The sequence below is a fragment of the Escherichia sp. HH091_1A genome (assembly GCF_030295175.1).
Classification (GTDB): Bacteria; Pseudomonadota; Gammaproteobacteria; order Enterobacterales; family Enterobacteriaceae; genus Escherichia; species Escherichia coli_F.
The window spans coordinates 4,392,992-4,412,394 of the sequence record NZ_AP025747.1 but is presented as its reverse complement, the minus strand read 5'-3'; the positions used below and the strand labels follow the sequence as shown (position 1 = coordinate 4,412,394).

The window sequence follows — 19,403 nt, the reverse complement described above, 5'->3', positions numbered from 1 at the left end:
TCTCCATGTGGAGAGGAGCCGCGCCGGATGCGGCGCAAACGCCTTATCCGGCCTACAAGAACGTGCAAATTCAACAAATTGTGCTTTGTTTTGTAGGCCTGATAAGCGTAGCGCATCAGGCAATTAGCCCCACCGTCTCCATGTGGAGAGAGTGGGGTTGGATTACTTACGACCTGCCAGCAGTTCCAGTACTTCATCTACGCTGGTGGTGTGCGCCAGACGCTCGATGACGGACTCATCATCCAGTGCGTTGGTCAGGCTGGTGATCACCTGAATGTGCTCGTTGTTACGGGCAGCAATACCAATCACCAGGCGGGCAATGTCATCTTCTTCTTCACCGAAGCGCACGCCTTCCGGGTACTGGCAGAACACCACGCCCGTTTTCAGTACGCGATCTTTCGCTTCAACCGTACCGTGCGGTACCGCGATGGACTCACCCAGATAAGTCGGGGTCAGTTTTTCACGATCCAGCATTGCCTGAACGTATTCCGGCTCAACGTAACCACCTTTCACCAGCTGCTCGCCAGCAAAACGAATCGCTTCTTCTTTGGTGGCCGCTTTGCGACCGAGGAAGATGTTTTCCGCACCCAGTTTGAAGAGGTTAGCACTGGAATCGTCAAAGCTGTCTTTCAGACTGTCTTTCACTTTTACTTCGTTTTCAGTATGGCGCTGGGCAGCAACCAGACGTTCGGTCAGGCTGGTGTACAGGCCGCTGTCGAGGAAGTTGGTCAGCGAAATATGCTGTGCCTGCGGAACCTGGCGCATAGCGCGTTCGGTCAGGTCACGGTGAGTGATGACCAGGTCCACATCTGGCGGCAGGTTGTTGATCGCGCTGTTAGTAACAGAAATCTGCGACAGACCTGCATCCTGAATTTTCTTACGCAGCACACCTGCGCCCATCGCACTGGAACCCATACCGGCATCACAGGCAACGATGATTTTACGGACGTGGCTCAGGTCGTTAGTCACATCGCCCGCAGACAGCGGAGACGCACCTTTAGACTCCGCTTTCATGTCCTGCATACGACGAGTTGCTGCTTCAATATCATCTTCATCTTTCACTTTGCTGGTTTTCAGCAGAATGGCAGAGACAACGAAGGAGACTGCCATCGCCGCACACACACCCGCGATGTTAGCGAAGTAAGCACCTTTTGGCGTCATCGCCAGTACCGCAAGGATAGAGCCCGGAGATGCCGGAGAAACCAGACCACCGCCCAGGATAGTCAGCGTGAACACGCCAGTCATACCGCCGAGGATAACGGCCAGAATCAGACGCGGATTCATCAGCACATACGGGAAGTAGATTTCGTGGATACCCCCCAGGAAGTGAATGATTGCCGCACCGCCCGCAGACTGTTTAGCGCTACCACGGCCAAAGAACATGTACGCCAGCAGAACACCCATACCCGGACCTGGGTTAGCTTCAATCAGGAAGAAGATGGATTTACCCAGTTCATGGGACTGCTGAATACCCAGCGGCGAGAAGATACCGTGGTTAATGGCGTTGTTGAGGAACAGGATTTTCGCCGGTTCAACAAAGATAGACGCCAGCGGCAGCATGTCATGGACAACCATGAAGTTAACGCCCGCAGCCAGCATTTTGGACAGGGCTTCAACAATTGGGCCAATGCCGAGGAACGCCAGAATAGCGAGGATCATCCCGATGATGCCAGCGGAGAAGTTATTCACCAGCATCTCAAAACCGGATTTGATCTTACCGTCTACCCAGCGGTCGAAGTGCTTAATGCACCAGCCGCCCAGCGGACCTGCAATCATAGAACCGAGGAACATCGGCATATCTGCGCCGACGATAACGCCCATTGTGGTGATGGCACCGACTACGCCGCCACGTTCGCCGCCTACCAGCTTACCACCGGTATAACCGATCAGTAGTGGCAGGAGATAAGTGATCATCGGCCCGACCAGCTTCGCCAGCGTTTCGTTCGGTAACCACCCTGTTGGAATAAATAATGCGGTGATAATACCCCACGCGATAAACGCGCCGATATTTGGCATCACCATGTTGCTGAGGAAACGACCAAAGCTTTGCACTTTGATCTTAATATCGGATGACATAAAAACACCCCTTCTTATGTTTGCTGTCGCGCAGGCTGGAAGCCCGAGGTTTTTTGTTAATGTGGCGGCAGAGGTAGCCGGACCTTGTGGATAGTGCGAAATCTGGCACTGAATCGGTTAACTGTCCAGTCGACGGCTTTTTGTGTGATATGAATCACATAAATATAGGGGGTAGAGAGGTAATTGACGTGATATACATCACAAAATACTTGTGTAAAAAAGCAACAAGACGACGATTTTCGCTAAAAATGGCATTTAAATGTGAGTAATGTCACATTTTTGTTTTGTTAGTTTGTTGAATCTTTGTGATCTGAATCACAAGATATTTTCTTACGGCGTTCACCTGATGTGATCTGCAGCATGTTATGCCTTCGTCATAAAATCGTTATGTAACTAAGCAACTCATCACCTCTAAAAATTATTCTTTGGTGTTATGGCGAGAATCGCGAACCCGAATTATTGTCAAAATATCAGCCTGACTCCCTTCTGGCTGCCAGCCAAAAAACAACACCGATAAACGTGAATCCGAGGCAGATATGTTTCTAAACTATTTCGCGTTGGGAGTGCTGATCTTCGTCTTTCTGGTGATTTTTTATGGAATCATCGCGATACATGACATCCCTTATCTGATTGCCAAAAAGCGCAATCACCCCCATGCCGACGCTATTCATACGGCGGGCTGGGTGAGCCTGTTTACTCTGCATGTTATCTGGCCGTTCCTGTGGATCTGGGCGACGCTCTATCAACCGGAGCGTGGCTGGGGTATGCAGTCACATGTTGCGTCGCAGGAGAAAGCGACTGACCCGGAAATCGCCGCACTTTCTGACCGAATTTCCCGGCTGGAGCATCAACTCGCCGCCGAGAAAAAGGCTGACTATTCCACGTTCCCGGAGATCTAATTATGGATCTGTTGATTGTTTTAACTTACGTGGCGCTGGCATGGGCGGTCTTTAAAATCTTCCGTATTCCGGTGAATCAGTGGACGCTGGCGACGGCGGCGCTGGGAGGCGTTTTTCTGGTAAGCGGTTTGATTTTGTTGATGAACTACAACCACCCTTACACTTTTACCGCACAGAAAGCGGTGATTGCTATTCCCATCACGCCACAGGTGACGGGGATCGTGACTGAAGTCACTGACAAGAATAATCAGCTTATACAGAAGGGCGAGGTGCTTTTTAAGCTCGACCCGGTACGTTATCAGGCGCGAGTCGACAGACTTCAGGCTGACCTGATGACGGCGACGCATAATATAAAGACACTGCGCGCGCAGCTCACTGAAGCGCAAGCCAATACCACCCAGGTTTCAGCGGAGCGTGACCGCTTGTTTAAAAATTATCAACGTTACCTGAAAGGCAGCCAGGCGGCAGTGAATCCGTTCTCGGAACGTGACATCGACGATGCGCGGCAAAACTTCCTCGCGCAGGACGCGCTGGTGAAAGGCTCGGTGGCGGAGCAGGCGCAAATCCAGAGCCAGCTCGACAGTATGGTTAACGGTGAGCAATCGCAGATTGTGAGCTTAAGAGCGCAACTTACTGAAGCAAAATATAACCTTGAGCAGACTGTCATTCGCGCACCAAGCAATGGCTACGTTACTCAGGTACTGATCCGCCCAGGTACATACGCAGCTGCCTTGCCGCTACGTCCGGTGATGGTTTTCATCCCCGAGCAAAAACGGCAAATTGTCGCCCAATTTCGGCAGAACTCGCTGTTACGTCTGAAACCCGGCGATGATGCGGAAGTGGTGTTTAACGCGCTACCTGGGCAGGTGTTCCACGGCAAACTGACCAGCATCTTGCCGGTGGTGCCTGGTGGTTCGTATCAGGCGCAGGGGGTACTGCAATCATTAACCGTCGTACCCGGCACGGACGGTGTGCTGGGAACCATCGAACTGGACCCTAACGCTGATATCGATGCTTTACCCGACGGCATCTACGCCCAGGTGGCAGTTTACTCCGACCATTTCAGCCATGTTTCGGTGATGCGAAAAGTGCTGCTAAGAATGACCAGTTGGATGCATTATCTTTATTTGGATCATTGAGGGGGGCGGGGGAGATTATGGAACTTTGCTCCTTGTAAGGACTAATTATTTTTGCATATTACTTCATTGGCTGCGATGATTTTTCTTTAATATTCATTAGGTTGAGAAGTTCTTGATGAGTGTGCTCTCATTGGATTTTTTATCCGTCTTGTTCTGCCGCAGGATCAGACTATACATCGTCGAGATCGCAATGATTATGAATTGTTCCTCTGCGACGATGCTAATCAAAAAAGTGCTGGAGTGCTTTTCCATCTATTGCGATGATGGTTTTATTATCTGAAGAATGACAGTCACACATCCAGCTAATAAAGAACTCGTGAAATTTTCCAGGACTGATACAGGACACAACTCTGGTAATGATATCGTGAATAGGAATACCATATTAAAAATCACCATATTGCTTCAACAAATCGAGATGAGTCTCACCAGAATCCTCTATATCTTCCCATCCTTCAGCTCCGGAAATGATGGCGAAAATAATCAGCACTAGGATATCTGATAATTTATACTCTACTTTCCAGACTTGTCTGTAATCGGGACAGTAGAAATATGCTCCATTAATTTTTTAAGTTCCATTTTTTCTCCTTGTTTATGTAAGGAGTGTCTGAATATATATAAGCTATGAAAACACTTATTAAATAATAAGGGATATCTTGATTATTGGACATTTAGTGCTAATTGTTTAGTGCAAAAAATCGGCGTTATATGGTCTTTACCTTTATTACCCTTGCTGTTTTCCTCCAGCCTATGAAAAGCCAGCTTCAGTAAATCGTACCGCCCGAACATTGTAAGATACAATTTACTGACAACTTAGTACATTATTAATATCACATTTAAGCTTTTTTTTCAGATTATAAAGCCTGTCCACTTTATAATCTTTGCAATTATAAACGTATTCTTTTTTTGTTTTCATATCAATGACACTAACCCCTCGCATGTTACTACCGTTGTCGTAATTGCTAAACACGGAGTACTTATATCCACTTTGAATAAAACTAACGCTAAAGTAATCCGTTTGAAATCTGGAGTAATGATTATAAAAAAATCCTGAATACATTGGTCCATCTGAAATGAATTGAAATTTATTCCCATGCTGACTATTCATTTCATAAATCAACGTTTCACCAAAACTTGTTAATGACAAAGTTCCTTTGGATGTATTACATAAAAAATAATTATTTCCTGCGTGTAGAGTCCAGGGAATTCCAGATAAAAAAATAAAAATTAATGCTCTATCTATATTGCTCATAATTAGCCCTTATTCTGTCATCATATCCTCGCTGACTTTGCCCATTATAACATAGAGCAAAGTTAAGCCAATCTTTATCTCTAATAGCACGCAATAATACAGGATTAGATTTTATGAAGTTAATGAATGCCGCCAGATGGTTTTTCTCTGACTCTGAAATCGATATTATAAACTCTTCGGGCGAAGAGTACCCGGCAGCTTGGTAATTTGAAGCCAATATCTGAAATTTACCCCACGATGCCGATTTAAGCGCAGCTTGCTTATCTAAAACATATGCACGAAGTAATTTTTGATATTGCTCCGATCGTGTTCCATAACCGCCAGAACGGCTGTTGGAAATATCAGGTTGAGAATCATACACACCATTCGTATATCGATGGAAATGATGTCTTTCAAAAAGAATTGAGGGGACGTAATCATCTTCTTGTTCAAATTTAAAATAGCTACCGGAACTACCAGTTTCAGTTTTTGCAACAGCTTTAATTGCAGCCACTTCGCATTGTAGTGTCCTTGCAGCATTTTCATAGTCTGCATCATCAATGGTATCTCCGTTATAAAATCGTAAAAATTCCAATGGAATAAGTTCATTATTTACAGGAGTTTTTGGGTAATTGCTATTATTAATAGCATTCAAAAACACAACCGGATGAAAATGCCACACAGCATCATCACTATTAAACGGAGACACCCCGCTCATCCACTCCAGATCCAGCTGCCACTTTTCACAGTATGCCACTTCCTCGGGTCCAGATCTTTATAAAACCCTTCCCAGCGTCCCGTCGAGCGACCGCCGTACCACTCGCTGTGGTGTCTGACTGTCAGACGATTCACCACATTTCTCACCAGTGGTTCACGCACGGTCAGCGCCTGTCTGATCTCTTCCTCCGTCACTTTTCCATCACCGTCCTGATCCATACCCGCCATCAGCTCACGATAAAAGGGCGGTACCTGCTCATACAGCCACTCATCTCCCTGTTCTGCGGCACGGCTTATTGAGTCAAACGCTTCCGGCACCCATCCTTCGTACGGGCTGTACGTCATGTCACCGCTGCTGTTCTCCTCCAGCGGCTGAAAACCCAGCTTCAGTAAATCATACTGTCCGGCCTCTTCAACATCCTTCTGTGGCAGCCAGCCGGTTCCGGTGATATTAAGCCGCCCCTGGTTTCCTTTTAATAAAGCACTCGTGAAATTTTGCAGGACTGATACAGGATACAACTCTGGCAATGGTATCGTGAACAGGAATACCATTATCAAAATCACCATATTGCTTCAAAAAATCGAGATGTGTTTCCCCAAAATCCTCTATATCTTCCCAGCCTTCTGCACCCGAAATAACGGCACAAATAGTCAACAGTAGAATATCCGATAATTTATGTTGCACTTTCCAGGCTTGTCTGTAATCGGGGATAATAGAAATATGTCCCATCAATTTTTTAAGTTCCATTTTGTTCTCCTTAATTATGTAAGGAGTATTTGATCATGTATAAGCAATAAAAAACAGCTTTAGGTAATGAGGAATATCTCAATTTTCAAACATAAAATGCGAATTGTCTAGTACAAAAAAGCAGCGTTACGTGATCTTTCCCTGCCTGCCTGTACGATATCCCTCAAAAATAATTTTCCAGTCAGTTATTCATGTCTAACTTAAAATCATAAAACATTTAAATTAATAATAAACAAATTCAACCTAGTCGCATTATTATTTTAATAACACAGCATCGATTTCATAAAAAACTGCACAATGGTCATCCAGTCCATTTGCAATCAGTACCATCATCATTATATGCCTCAATATTTTCTTCAAACTCAGTTGTTTTCCCACTTATTGATTTATAATGAAACAAATTAAATCTTGCACCTTGTGTGGAAACAACATACAACCCATTAATTTTTCCATTTACAACCTCGCTCCATGCATAAGAAAATTCAGAAGGCCTGTCATCGAAAGTCACTTCTAATTTATTTATAAACGCAAGAGGTATAAATTTTGAGGATTTCTCATAAATCACATAACCTAAAAAAATATCGCCAGACGATATTTCAACAAACTTTAAATTTGTTTTCCCAGCGCTAAAACAGCCTACCGTTGTTTGTTGTTTAGCCAATAAACAACAAGGCACCAAACAAAACAGTAAAACCAATAAGTTAACTTTCATATCAATTACTCCAGTTCAGTTATTCGTCTCTCTACAAATGTGGATATATTCCTTTTTTCTATTCCATATACTTTTCTATCACCCTCACGCCCTTCCTGAGGAAACGGATGCAGGTCAATTAATTCTTTCGCCCTTCTATAACCTTTTAATGCTTCTTCGTTACTCTTGATCGTCCCTCTTCGGGAGCTATCAGGATCATGCCATATCCCCCATCCCAAAGCATATACTTTATTATCATATACGTCACTATCATCAAACAAGAAATCGTCGTTCATTGCTTTCTGATTTAAATGCTCGGCAGCAAGTGAGGTAACCAATTTATTAAATATCGACAACCGTTCATCATAATGATTATACCCTCCATTAATCACTGCTGTAATTTTATTAAAATCATCATTTTTAGCATCTTCATTTATTCTTTTGAATATATTGAAATACCAAAACGCAGATAATACGCAATGTGGGGAGGATATAAGTTTATCTCTTGCGGAATCTGAAGATGTTACGTCCTCATTGATATATTCCCCATAGGCGGTGTAATTACTTTCCCCTGTAACTTGTATTAAGCCTCGGCCATACCACGGACTATATGAAGCTGATTCACCATTAATTTCTTTGGTATATCTAAAATAACCGCTCTCGTGAATAATTTGAGCAAGAAAATGGGCTTTTTCTCTACAAGTGGTCATACCAAACCGAATAAACCCTGCATTTATATCGTAGAGGTACCTTTTGAGAAGACCTTCACTTACTGCAGGAGCAACTTTTTTTAATTCATCTAATGTTATATCTCTGTTGCAAGCACACACAGATTTGGAATTAATAGCGTCCAAAAACACAACCGGATGAAAATGCCACACAGCATCATCACTATTAAACGGAGATACCCCGCTCATCCACTCCAGATCCAGCTGCCACTTCTCACAGTATGCCACTTCCTCTGTGTCCAGATCTTTATAAAATCCTTCCCACCGCCCTGTCGAGCGCCCTCCGTACCATTCGCTGTGGTGTTTAACTATCAGATGATTCACCACATTTCTCACCAGTGGTTCACGCACGGTCAGCGCCTGTCTGATCTCTTCCTCCGTCACTTTTCCATCACCGTCCTGATCCATACCCGCCATCAGCTCACGATAAAAGGGCGGTACCTGCTCATACAGCCACTCATCTCCCTGTTCTGCGGCACGGCTTATTGAGTCAAACGCTTCCGGCACCCATCCTTCGTACGGGCTGTACGTCATGTCACCGCTGCTGTTCTCCTCCAGCGGTTGAAAACCCAGCTTCAGTAAATCATACTGTCCGGCCTCTTCAACATCCTTTTGTGGCAGCCAGCCGGTTCCGGTGATATTAAACCACCACTGCTGCGATTCATCCGTGATCGGTGTCGTGGCTTCCCGCGGAAGAACGCGCTGAGCACCCAGTGTGGCTGCGGTTGCGGTAAATACCTCCTGTCCCGGAACGGCCTGCCGGGTGTATAAAATTATCCCTTTTGGTGCCAGAACAGTCCGTTTTTCTCCCTTAACGCCTGCCGGGTTGGATAAGAACTTTGGCATATTCGGGTCTGTACTCAGAACCTCCAGATGGACGAACCACTCGCGCTCAATCTCACCGCTTCCCTCGCCAGGATAATCCTCGCATCCCATAAATCCGACCGGTGTTCCGGCACTGACTTTCCACTCTTCCGTTTCGTCGACCGTCTGTACCGAGTCAAAAATGCCTTTTGCCTTCGCCTTCTGCATCCACTCAGGCATCAGCATCTGTATTTCGCCATCTGACTCCATCAGATCCGGATCCAGGGTCACCCAGTACTGCTCATTCCCCGGTTTATTGCCTTCCAGCAGGCGAACCAGTCTGAATGTCGTCAGGACCGGCTGGCCGTTATTGGTCACGTAAAAACGTCCGGTCCGGGATGACACAAACCGATCTCCCGCATTAAGTGTCCTGTTTCCGCTGATTTTCGGGGGTATCCAGTACGTGGCATGATCTCCGCTTTCCTGCCCCTCGGGAAGGCCGTTCTTTCCCGGGATGTATCGGTGCAGCAATATGCCACCATGCCCGGTTTTAACTTTATAGCAGGGGTAGCCGGGATAATCGTTCACCGGGGCCAGATGCATATAGAGACAGTAAAATTCCAGCCAGCTTTCTTTTTTTTGCGGGTCTGGCTGGCAGTAACCGGCTCATTTAAACCGTCTGGTCTGTTTCCTCCGGCTCTACAAAAATAATGTCCATCATTTTTAATGGACACTATCGTATGAAACACCGGACCTGGATCACTGAAGCTTTACGTCTTCACTTTGAAGAACATTTACCCCGGGTTGTGGCCGGGCGTCGCCTGGGTGTACCAAAATCAACAGTTTGTAGTATGTTCGTGCGCTTTCGGAGAGCTGGCCTTTCGTGGCCTTTGCCCGCAGGCATGTCGGAGCAGGAACTTGATGCCTGCCTTTACGGACAATTTTCCACGGTACCAGTCGTACGTCCTGAAAGCACCGTTATATCCGAAGCCCCCGTGGTAAAAAAACGTCCCCGGCGGCCCAACTTCCCTTATGAGTTTAAAATCGCCTTAGTGGAGAAGTCACTGCAGCCCGGAGCCTGTGTGGCGCAGATCGCCCGGGAAAACGGAATCAACGATAACCTGCTCTTCAACTGGCGCCATCAATACCGGAAAGGTGGCCTGCTGCCTTCCGGAAAAAATATGCCGGCACTGCTTCCCGTGACGTTAACGCCGGAGCCGGATAATAAAATCCCGGCCCCCGCACAGGAACCAGAGCAGATAAATACACCGTCCGACAGTCTGTGTTGTGAGCTGGTTCTGCCGGCCGGAACTCTCAGGCTTAAAGGTAAACTGACGCCGGCGTTATTACAGACACTTATCCGCGAAATAAAAGGGAGCAGCCACTGATGATATCTCTCCCTGCAGGTTCGCGTATCTGGCTGGTTGCAGGTATCACCGATATGCGAAATGGCTTTAACGGCCTGGCATCAAAAGTTCAGAACGTCCTGAAGGATGACCCGTTCTCCGGACACCTGTTCATCTTCCGCGGACGCCGGGGTGACCAGATAAAAGTGTTGTGGGCTGACAGTGACGGACTGTGCCTCTTCACCAAACGCCTGGAGCGGGGCCGCTTCGTCTGGCCAGTCACCCGTGACGGCAAGGTGCACCTTACTCCGGCTCAGTTATCCATGCTTCTTGAAGGTATCAACTGGAAGCACCCGAAACGAACGGAACGCGCTGGAATCCGCATATAACCCGTTGTAAAGTGAGGATATGGACACCTCACTTGCTCATGAGAACGCCCGCCTGCGGGCACTGTTGCAGACGCAACAGGACACCATCCGCCAGATGGCTGAATACAACCGCCTGCTCTCACAGCGGGTGGCGGCTTATGCTTCCGAAATCAACCGGCTGAAGGCGCTGGTTGCGAAACTGCAACGTATGCAGTTCGGTAAAAGCTCAGAAAAACTTCGTGCAAAAACCGAACGGCAGATACAGGAAGCACAGGAGCGAATCAGCGCACTTCAGGAAGAAATGGCGGAAACGCTGGGTGAGCAATATGACCCGGTACTGCCATCCGCCCTGCGCCAGTCTTCAGCCCGTAAACCGTTACCGGCCTCACTTCCCCGTGAAACCCGGGTTATCCGGCCGGAAGAGGAATGCTGTCCTGCCTGTGGTGGTGAACTCAGTTCTCTGGGATGTGATGTGTCAGAGCAACTGGAGCTTATCAGCAGCGCCTTTAAGGTTATCGAAACACAACGTCCGAAACAGGCCTGTTGCCGGTGCGACCATATCGTGCAGGCACCAGTACCTTCAAAACCCATTGCACGCAGTTATGCCGGAGCGGGGCTTCTGGCCCATGTTGTCACCGGGAAATATGCAGACCATCTGCCGTTATACCGCCAGTCAGAAATATACCGTCGTCAGGGAGTGGAGCTGAGCCGTGCCACACTGGGGCGCTGGACAGGTGCTGTTGCTGAACTGCTGGAGCCGCTGTATGACGTCCTGCGCCAGTATGTGCTGATGCCCGGTAAAGTCCATGCTGATGATATCCCCGTCCCGGTCCAGGAGCCGGGCAGCGGTAAAACCCGGACAGCCCGGCTGTGGGTCTACGTCCGTGATGACCGTAACGCCGGTTCACAGATGCCCCCGGCGGTCTGGTTCGCGTACAGTCCGGACCGGAAAGGTATCCATCCACAAAATCACCTGGCCGGTTACAGCGGTGTGCTTCAGGCCGATGCTTACGGTGGTTACCGGGCGTTATACGAATCCGGCAGAATAACGGAAGCCGCGTGTATGGCTCATGCCCGGAGAAAAATCCACGATGTGCATGCAAGAGCGCCCACCTACATCACCACGGAAGCCCTGCAGCGTATCGGTGAACTGTATGCCATCGAGGCAGAGGTCCGGGGCTGTTCAGCAGAACAGCGTCTGGCGGCAAGAAAAGCCAGAGCCGCGCCACTGATGCAGTCACTGTATGACTGGATACAGCAACAGATGAAAACACTGTCGCGTCACTCAGATACGGCAAAAGCGTTCGCATACCTGCTGAAACAGTGGGATGCACTGAACGTGTACTGCAGTAATGGCTGGGTGGAAATCGACAACAACATCGCAGAGAACGCCTTACGGGGAGTGGCCGTAGGCCGGAAAAACTGGATGTTCGCGGGTTCCGACAGCGGTGGTGAACATGCGGCGGTGTTGTACTCGCTGATCGGCACATGCCGTCTGAACAATGTGGAGCCAGAAAAGTGGCTGCGTTACGTCATTGAACATATCCAGGACTGGCCGGCAAACCGGGTACGCGATCTGTTGCCCTGGAAAGTTGATCTGAGCTCTCAGTAAATATCAATACGGTTCTGACGAGTCGCTTACGGCTGGCACTGCGATTTCACCAGAACAAATGTGCTGCTGTAACGGAGTTGCTGCCCTTTGTAGGTGCCTTTCAGGTAATCATTATTTATCCGGTACGCCGCAATGGTGCCATCGGCCATAAACTGAAGAGGAACCGGTTCTCCGGTAGCGGCGGTATCCGGTTTCAGGGCTGATAACGGATTAGACACGTCACTGATATGTATCCCGCCGTGCCACAGCCCGTTTCCACCCAGCAGCCAGGTTCCGTGCGCTTCTTTGTCAATAAGCCGCATTATCTCATCCAGCGAGCGAAACTCTTTGCCTTCTTTATCCCTGATGGGATGGCTGATTTTCATGTTCAGTCCTTATCGTGAGAATCTTCCCGGCCGTTGTGGCGGTACCTTATCCTGCTGGGGAGGATCAAAGGCTTCCTGTACATTTTTCCGTGGTGGCTCCGCCCCTTCAGTTCCAGGTCCGCCATTGTCATAATCTGCCAGCGCTTTCAAAACCGCCGGTCGTAGTGTCGGCACCGGCGTTCCCGGACTACCGCCGCTATTGAGATTGATTTTCGGCCCGACGATGTCCACGCCCCCTGAATGGATGACCACAAACGAACCACCCACCTTCAGGGTGATTTTACCGCCACTCTCCAGTACGATTTCATCCCGGACCTTCATTCCCAGCGCACCGGTAATCTTCCTCGCCAGGTCGCCCTTCACCTCCAGACTGTGCGTTCCCTCCACCAGACTGATATGGTTCCCCGTCGTCTTATGCTCCTGCTTCCCTTCCACCGTCACTTTACGGTCGTTTCTGACATACAGGCCGTCATCGTGACTCACGCTCACCGTCCGGTCATTCGTCACCTTCAGCGTCTGGTCATTACGTACCGTTATGCGCCGGTCGTTCGCCACCGTGATACTCTGGTCGTGGCCCCCTTCTTTTCTGGTGCCGACCTCAACCGTCTGCCCCTTCACCACCCTTATCTTCTGGTCGTTACCGATGGTCTCCGTATGGTCATGCTTCACGTCCGTCGTCCGGTCGTTAAGCACCTCCGTGTCCATGTTCTTCTGCGCGTGGATATACACCTGCTCACTGTCCGTCGCATCCTCGAAACGCAGTTCATTAAAGCCGCTTCCTTTATAGGTCTTCGAGCGGATGGTCATCTGCGTCCGCGTGCCCGGTAAATCCCCCGGTGAACGGTTATCTTCATGGTAGGTCCGCCCCGTCACAATGGGCTGGTCCGGGTCGCCGTTCAGAAAGTCCACTATCACTTCCTGACCCACACGCGGTATCGCCAGATTGCCGAACCCCGGTCCCGCCCATGCCTGCGACACCCGTATCCAGCATGAACTCTCCTCCGTCATCCCGTGATAACGGTCCCAGTGAAACTTCACCCGTACCCGGCCATGCTCGTCGCAGAATATCTCCTCGCCCTTCGGCCCGGTCACGATGGCACTCTGCGGGCCGTCCACCTTCGGCTTCGGCAGGGGCTGTGAGCGCCAGGTCCGGTCTGCCGGGATGACCGTGATATGGTTACTCAGTGTCGTTCCCCTCCCCTGGCTCCCGTGCAGCGCCTGCGGCTGGCTCCCCGTCAGCGTGCTGCTCACCACCTGCCACTCACGGTTCGGGTTCGCTCCCTGTACCGGATGCCCCGTCAGGGTGAACCGCCGTCCCGGCCACAGCGCCGGGGAGTTACTGATACCTGTGGCGGTTTCAGCACTGTTACGCAGCCCTTCCAGCCGGTAGCGGGTAAAGTCCTGACCATGCTGCTCGTCCTTGTAGCGCCCCGGCCAGTCCAGGATTTTGTACTGCTTCAGTTGCCCGTTGAGGTTTTCAGCATCCTCAATGTAAATACCCGGCCAGTCCGGCACCTTAAACGTGTGGTCTTTTGAACGCACCTGCGAGGGCCGCACCTGCGCCTGGTAGCGGAACAGGCTGATGCACGCCGTCGTCACCTCACGGGTGTTCGGGTTAAACGGTATCTCCCCGTACACCGGCAGGCCCGCCACATCATCGCACAGCGTGAGCGTCTGCTCCGGGCTGTCGTCAGCGTATCTGTCATAAAAGAAGATGCCTTCCTCCGCCCACAGCCGGGTCAGAAACGCCAGGTCGCTTTCACCGTACTGGACGCAGAACTCCCGTGCCGGGTGGCTCTCATAAAAGCGCGGCGTCCACTGCGTCACTCCGTCCTCGTTTAACAGCGTGGCGGAGATGGCCTGAATGTCCTGCTGCTGGAAGATTCGGTAGTTCTGCCGCAGCCCGCTGCGCCACAGGGGCGGGCGTATCTGAAGGTGGTACTGCATCTGCCAGCCGTTGTGCTCCTTCATGCCGAACCCCGACACCACACCGCTCACATAACGCAGCGCCGTGCCACCCTGCCAGATGGTCAGCACGGCCCCCTTCTCCAGCAGCTTCTCCGCCGTCTGGCGGAACGAGTCGCTGGCAACGTCCACATCCAGGACGAACGGCGATGAGTATGCCTGCGTGAGGCGGAAATCCACCACCGCGAACGTCTCCGGCACCAGTCCGTCCACCGTCAGCGTAAAACGCAGCCCTTTTAATGACATGATGACCTCCCTGGTATTGCTACAGGAAAAAGTAATTAACCGATATTGACCGTACCTTCTGATATTCTCTCACTGATTCATTATCTGTATTTCCCATGAACATTCTCATTTCAACAGGAAAACCAACGAATTGTAGCCATGACAATAAGTTAACATTAATAATTCCTCAACGAATAAGGAGGAGATGCCCTGTCCCCATCAATAGTAACCACGACCTGATTTGATCTTATTTTGAATATATTATCATTACCGCCATGATAGCCAAATCGTGCTAAAAAATCCTGAAATAGACCAGGTCCTCTATAAGGTCCACAGATTCTCCAAACCCGCCACTCCTCTATGCCATACGTTATTTTATCTATAGGATTAGTACACTCTCTTTCTGCCCGCCAGTTCATAATAGAAAGAAAATACTCATATATATATTGTTCTGCAAACCACTCTTGATTAACTATTGTAAATTCTACCGTCCCTATATTATAACGATGAATGCCCGGTAAAAAGGCATAATAATCGTTCAATGTGACATCAAAGGATAGCTCTTTCCCTGGTAATATCTCGCGCCAAACAGATTTACTTTTCCATTCACCAAAGCTACATTTTGTTTTTTTTAAAAAATCCAACTGAATGTTATCCATTATCGGTATAAACACACCACTACACAAGGAAGAGTAAGGCCCGCCGTTAACGTCAAGAGGAAGAGTTAGTCGATGAACAAAATAAGATTCCTGGCTTTTATTCGATAAAACCACTGCAGCTGCTACAATATTTTCTTTCTGATGCACGGAAAGATGAAGATATATTTTATTTTTATCCTGATTATACTGACTCTCATTTTTACTGATAGTATAATATTGAAAAACAGCATAGGCTGAAAGATCATCATAATAATCATAATAATTAAGCCTTGTCGGTTCTACACGAGGATAGACACCAAGTTTTTCCATTACTCCATTCCAATGTAACTTCCCATATCTGTAATGAACCGCATAATCGCCAGAGATATCATAAGCAAATATTGGATGCACCCAAGAAAAAAAAGCAATAAAAACAATCCATCTAGCAAGCATATACTCCCCCGTCAAATAAAAGCATAAATATGGTACAGGAATCTCGAAATAACGTTCGATATTATATGCATTCTGAAACAGTTCTGATTTTTTATCATTTTTTAATTTAGTGGCATGAGCAATATATTCGTCACCTGTACTATACTCTATATCTACCGGCATATCTTCCGTCCACATGCCTCCAAACTTAAGTGAATCCCCGTACCTTATAAAGTGAGATAGTTCATGGCAGAGTGTCGATGCCTTAGAGTTTTCCCCAGTGAATGGCCTATCTATAAATCTTTGTCCTATAGTTATACTTACCAAACTTTTAAAGCTTCCAGATTTTACACCCAAAATCTGATCGTAAGTTACATTGGCAGCATAAGCGTCATTATCTGTACAATTCACAAAGTTACCAATTTTGGGCCTGATTACGTCTTTGTCAACATATTCATTACCCCCTTTGTCATTAAGAACAAGATTACAATTGGCATCACGTTTGAGGAAATGGTCATGAACGGTAACGTCTACACAATCACCTTCCACAGATAATTCCCCACATATCTCATACAGGCGAGTAACGCCATTTCTCATATAATCCCTTGCCTTTATATTCTCTGTAAACAGAGTATTACGCCCCCCGAAAGGGAACTTTAATTTAATATAAGTATTTCCATCAATGCCAAATATATTTATAAATTCCTGATTTTGTTCCGCCCCCCATTTATCACCAAGATCTTCTACTCTTTTTTTCAATACAGCCATCTGCGCCTTCAGAGCCTCTCTCATCATTATTTTAAAATCATTAGTAATTTTCCCCTCCTTTAAAACTACACACTGTTCACCACTCTGGCTTTTTCCGCTCGTACTACCCTTTCCATCTCCCATATAAATCCTCCTTGGTATATATTTTCACTACAAACCCTGTTCCATTTATGCAAAAACACGCCAATTACAGGCGGTCACTCTCTATTCATTAATCCCTCCCCATATCATATCGATATTCAAATGCAACAATCTGACGTCTATTGTCTGCTCGCTGTCAGTGGTGAATATTTCCGTATACCCATCCTTATCCGTTTCTCCGCGGGTCTGCGTGCCGTCCTCAAAGAAGGCAATGTAGCGTGTCTCTGAATACGGTATCCCGTCATCGTCTGTAAAATGGAACTGGAGAGTATATTTTTCAGGGTTCTCATCATCATTCTCATCCTCCAGCGCCTCCAGTACAACCGGTTGCAGCGTCGATACTGGCGTCCCCGGACCTCCCCCACCATTCAGGTTTATCTTCGGCCCCACTATATCCACGCCGCCAGAGTGTATCACCACGAACGAACCGCCCGCTTTCAGGCTTATCTGGCTGCTGCTCTCCAGCACGATATCCCCGTCCACCTTTATCCCCAGCGCGCCACTCACCTTCTCCGCCAGGTCACCCTTCACCTCCAGGCTGTGTTTCCCCTCCACCAGGCTGATATGGTTTCCCGTCGTCTTATGCTCCTGCTTCCCTTCCACCGTCACTTTACGGTCGTTTCTGACATACAGGCCGTCATCGTGACTCACGCTCACCGTCCGGTCATTCGTCACCTTCAGCGTCTGGTCATTACGTACCGTTATGCGCCGGTCGTTCGCCACCGTGATACTCTGGTCGTGACCCCCTTCTTTTCTGGTGCCGACCTCAACCGTCTGCCCCTTCACCACCCTTATCTTCTGGTCGTTACCGATGGTCTCCGTATGGTCATGCTTCACGTCCGTCGTCCGGTCGTTAAGCACCTCCGTGTCCATGTTCTTCTGCGCGTGGATATACACCTGCTCACTGTCCGTCGCATCCTCGAAACGCAGTTCATTAAAGCCGCTTCCTTTATAGGTCTTCGAGCGGATGGTCATCTGCGTCCGCGTGCCCGGTAAATCCCCCGGTGAACGGTTATCTTCATGGTAGGTCCGCCCCGTCACAATGGGCTGGTCCGGGTCGCCGTTCAGAAAGTCCACTATCACTTCCTGACCCACACGCGGTATCGCCAGATTGCCGAACCCCGGTCCCGCCCATGCCTGCGACACCCGTATCCAGCATGAACTCTCCTCCGTCATCCCGTGATAACGGTCCCAGTGAAACTTCACCCGTACCCGGCCATGCTCGTCGCAGAATATCTCCTCACCCTTCGGCCCGGTCACGATGGCACTCTGCGGGCCGTCCACCTTCGGCTTCGGCAGCGGCGCGTGACGCCACGTCCTGTCTGCCGGTATCACCTCAAACTGATTGCTCAGTGTCGTCCCTTCACCGTGACTCCCGTGCAGCGCCTGCGGCTGTTCTCCCCGCAGTGTGCTTCCCACAACCTGCCATTCCCGGTTCAGCGTCGCTGACGGATGGCCCGTCAGCCGGAACCGCGTTCCCGGCCACAGTCGCGCCGTGTTACACACCCCGCTCGCCGTCTCCGCCCCGTTCCGCCACCCTTCCGTCTGGTAACGCGCAAAATCCTGGCCATGCTGCTCATCCTTGAAACGCCCCGGATAATCAAATATCTCGTACTGCGTTCCCTGTCCGTTCAGGCTCTCCCCGTCATGGCTGTAGTACCCCGGCCACCCCGGCGTTTTGAACGTATAATCCTGCGTCTCCACCGACGCCACGCTTATCTGCGCACGGTAACGGAAGTCGCGGATGTACTCTGTCGTGCCTCCGGTCGTGGTATTCGGGTTAAACGCCAGCGCCCCCATTCCCGTCAGCCCCGCCACGTCATCACACACCGCCAGCTTCTGTTCCGGCCCGTCCTGACTGCAGCGTTCATAAAAGAAGATACCTTCCTCCGCCCACAGCCGGGTCAGGAATGTCAGGTCGCTCTCCCCGTACTGCACGCAGAACTCCCGCGCCGGGTGCGCCTCATAGAACAGCGGCATCCACGCCGTCACCCCGTTCTCTTCAAGAAGCTGCGCTGATATCGTCTGAATGTCCTGCTGCTGGAAGATACGGAAGTTCTGCCGTAACCCTGCCCGCCACAGCGGCGGGCTGATGCTCAGGGAATAACGCATCTGCCAGTCGTTGTTCTCACCGAGCTGCACCTCTGTCACGATACCGCTGACGTAACGCTGTGCAGTGTCGCCCTGCCAGACCGTCAGCACCGCGCTTTTCTCCAGAAAATCTTCTGCCGTCAGGTCAGACAGTCCGCTGGCGATATCCACATCCAGGATGAACGGTGTGCAGTGGTGCTGGTACAGACGGAAGCTCACCACCGCCGTCGCCATCTCCACAATACCGTCCACCGACAGCGTGAAACGTAATCCTTCTGCTGCCATATAAACCCCATAGCTACCGCACTCATAGTGCAAACCATACGGGCTTATAAGAAAGGCTTAAGTGAGATATCTGCCAGATAGCAACTATTAGGAAAATATTTATATCACCATGATAAATATGTGATTTATTGGGAGAT

Annotated in this window: 15 protein-coding genes and 2 pseudogenes; 5 read left to right on the top strand and 12 right to left on the bottom strand. The window is 49.2% G+C overall.

Annotation, left to right across the window (positions count from 1 at the left end):
* Positions 1-162: 162 nt before the first annotated feature.
* Positions 163-2,076: a PTS mannitol transporter subunit IICBA gene (gene mtlA / locus QUF14_RS22070; protein WP_000093242.1), complete on the bottom strand. Its 1,914-nt coding sequence runs from the start codon at positions 2,074-2,076 to the stop codon at positions 163-165.
* A gap of 536 nt (positions 2,077-2,612) precedes the next feature.
* Here mtlA and QUF14_RS22065 point away from each other — a divergent pair.
* Positions 2,613-2,975, top strand: coding sequence for a DUF3302 domain-containing protein (locus QUF14_RS22065; protein WP_000479622.1), 363 nt, complete (start codon positions 2,613-2,615; stop codon positions 2,973-2,975).
* 2 nt (positions 2,976-2,977) lie between these two features.
* Positions 2,978-4,114, top strand: coding sequence for an HlyD family secretion protein (locus QUF14_RS22060; protein ID WP_000364934.1), 1,137 nt, complete (start codon positions 2,978-2,980; stop codon positions 4,112-4,114).
* Positions 4,115-4,193: 79 nt separating this feature from the next.
* Here the strand turns inward: QUF14_RS22060 and QUF14_RS22055 are convergent.
* The 7 genes and pseudogenes from QUF14_RS22055 to QUF14_RS22025 all read right to left on the bottom strand — a co-directional run.
* Positions 4,194-4,690: pseudogene (locus QUF14_RS22055) on the bottom strand (ISAs1 family transposase); the annotation flags it as partial.
* 223 nt (positions 4,691-4,913) lie between these two features.
* Positions 4,914-5,363, bottom strand: coding sequence for a hypothetical protein (locus QUF14_RS22050; protein ID WP_000065119.1), 450 nt, complete (start codon positions 5,361-5,363; stop codon positions 4,914-4,916).
* Entirely contained in the window at positions 5,347-6,060 is a 714-nt protein-coding gene (locus QUF14_RS22045) for an N-acetylmuramidase family protein (protein WP_000017277.1), read from the bottom strand. The genes QUF14_RS22050 and QUF14_RS22045 overlap by 17 nt, the downstream gene beginning before the upstream one ends.
* On the bottom strand, positions 6,057-6,404 hold the full coding sequence (locus tag QUF14_RS22040; protein ID WP_001361050.1) for an EF-hand domain-containing protein: 348 nt from the start codon (positions 6,402-6,404) through the stop codon (positions 6,057-6,059). Before QUF14_RS22040 ends, QUF14_RS22045 begins: the two co-directional genes overlap by 4 nt.
* A gap of 130 nt (positions 6,405-6,534) precedes the next feature.
* Positions 6,535-6,807 (bottom strand): annotated as a pseudogene (locus tag QUF14_RS22035) (ISAs1 family transposase); the annotation flags it as partial.
* A 301-nt stretch (positions 6,808-7,108) separates the two neighbouring features.
* Entirely contained in the window at positions 7,109-7,519 is a 411-nt protein-coding gene (locus tag QUF14_RS22030) for a hypothetical protein (RefSeq protein ID WP_000867650.1), read from the bottom strand.
* Between the two features lie 5 nt (positions 7,520-7,524).
* Positions 7,525-9,633 carry a chitinase gene (locus QUF14_RS22025; RefSeq protein ID WP_286333083.1) on the bottom strand — a complete coding sequence of 703 codons (2,109 nt, stop codon included), beginning with the start codon at positions 9,631-9,633 and terminating at the stop codon, positions 7,525-7,527.
* 107 nt (positions 9,634-9,740) lie between these two features.
* Here QUF14_RS22025 and tnpA point away from each other — a divergent pair, with 107 nt between their 5' ends.
* From tnpA to QUF14_RS22010, 3 genes are read left to right on the top strand one after another with little or no spacing between them, the layout of a single operon-like run.
* Positions 9,741-10,418, top strand: a complete 678-nt coding sequence (tnpA, locus tag QUF14_RS22020) for an IS66-like element accessory protein TnpA (RefSeq protein ID WP_100733974.1) — start codon at positions 9,741-9,743, stop codon at positions 10,416-10,418.
* Positions 10,418-10,765, top strand: coding sequence for an IS66 family insertion sequence element accessory protein TnpB (gene tnpB / locus QUF14_RS22015; protein ID WP_000624622.1), 348 nt, complete (start codon positions 10,418-10,420; stop codon positions 10,763-10,765). The genes tnpA and tnpB overlap by 1 nt, the downstream gene beginning before the upstream one ends.
* A 19-nt stretch (positions 10,766-10,784) precedes the next feature.
* Positions 10,785-12,356 carry an IS66-like element ISCro1 family transposase gene (locus tag QUF14_RS22010; protein WP_000381395.1) on the top strand — a complete coding sequence of 524 codons (1,572 nt, stop codon included), beginning with the start codon at positions 10,785-10,787 and terminating at the stop codon, positions 12,354-12,356.
* Between the two features lie 26 nt (positions 12,357-12,382).
* Here the strand turns inward: QUF14_RS22010 and QUF14_RS22005 are convergent, their stop codons facing one another.
* The 4 genes from QUF14_RS22005 to tssI (QUF14_RS21990) form a co-directional block, all read right to left on the bottom strand.
* The gene (locus tag QUF14_RS22005; protein WP_249822557.1) at positions 12,383-12,721 is read right to left on the bottom strand and encodes a hypothetical protein; all 339 of its coding nucleotides are present in this window, start codon (positions 12,719-12,721) and stop codon (positions 12,383-12,385) included.
* A gap of 9 nt (positions 12,722-12,730) precedes the next feature.
* Positions 12,731-14,932, bottom strand: coding sequence for a type VI secretion system tip protein TssI/VgrG (gene tssI / locus QUF14_RS22000; protein WP_353511493.1), 2,202 nt, complete (start codon positions 14,930-14,932; stop codon positions 12,731-12,733).
* A 155-nt stretch (positions 14,933-15,087) separates the two neighbouring features.
* The gene (locus tag QUF14_RS21995; RefSeq protein WP_249822542.1) at positions 15,088-16,872 is read right to left on the bottom strand and encodes a M35 family metalloendopeptidase; all 1,785 of its coding nucleotides are present in this window, start codon (positions 16,870-16,872) and stop codon (positions 15,088-15,090) included.
* Positions 16,873-16,953: 81 nt separating this feature from the next.
* Positions 16,954-19,266, bottom strand: a complete 2,313-nt coding sequence (tssI, locus tag QUF14_RS21990) for a type VI secretion system tip protein TssI/VgrG (RefSeq protein WP_000718590.1) — start codon at positions 19,264-19,266, stop codon at positions 16,954-16,956.
* Positions 19,267-19,403: the final 137 nt, after the last annotated feature.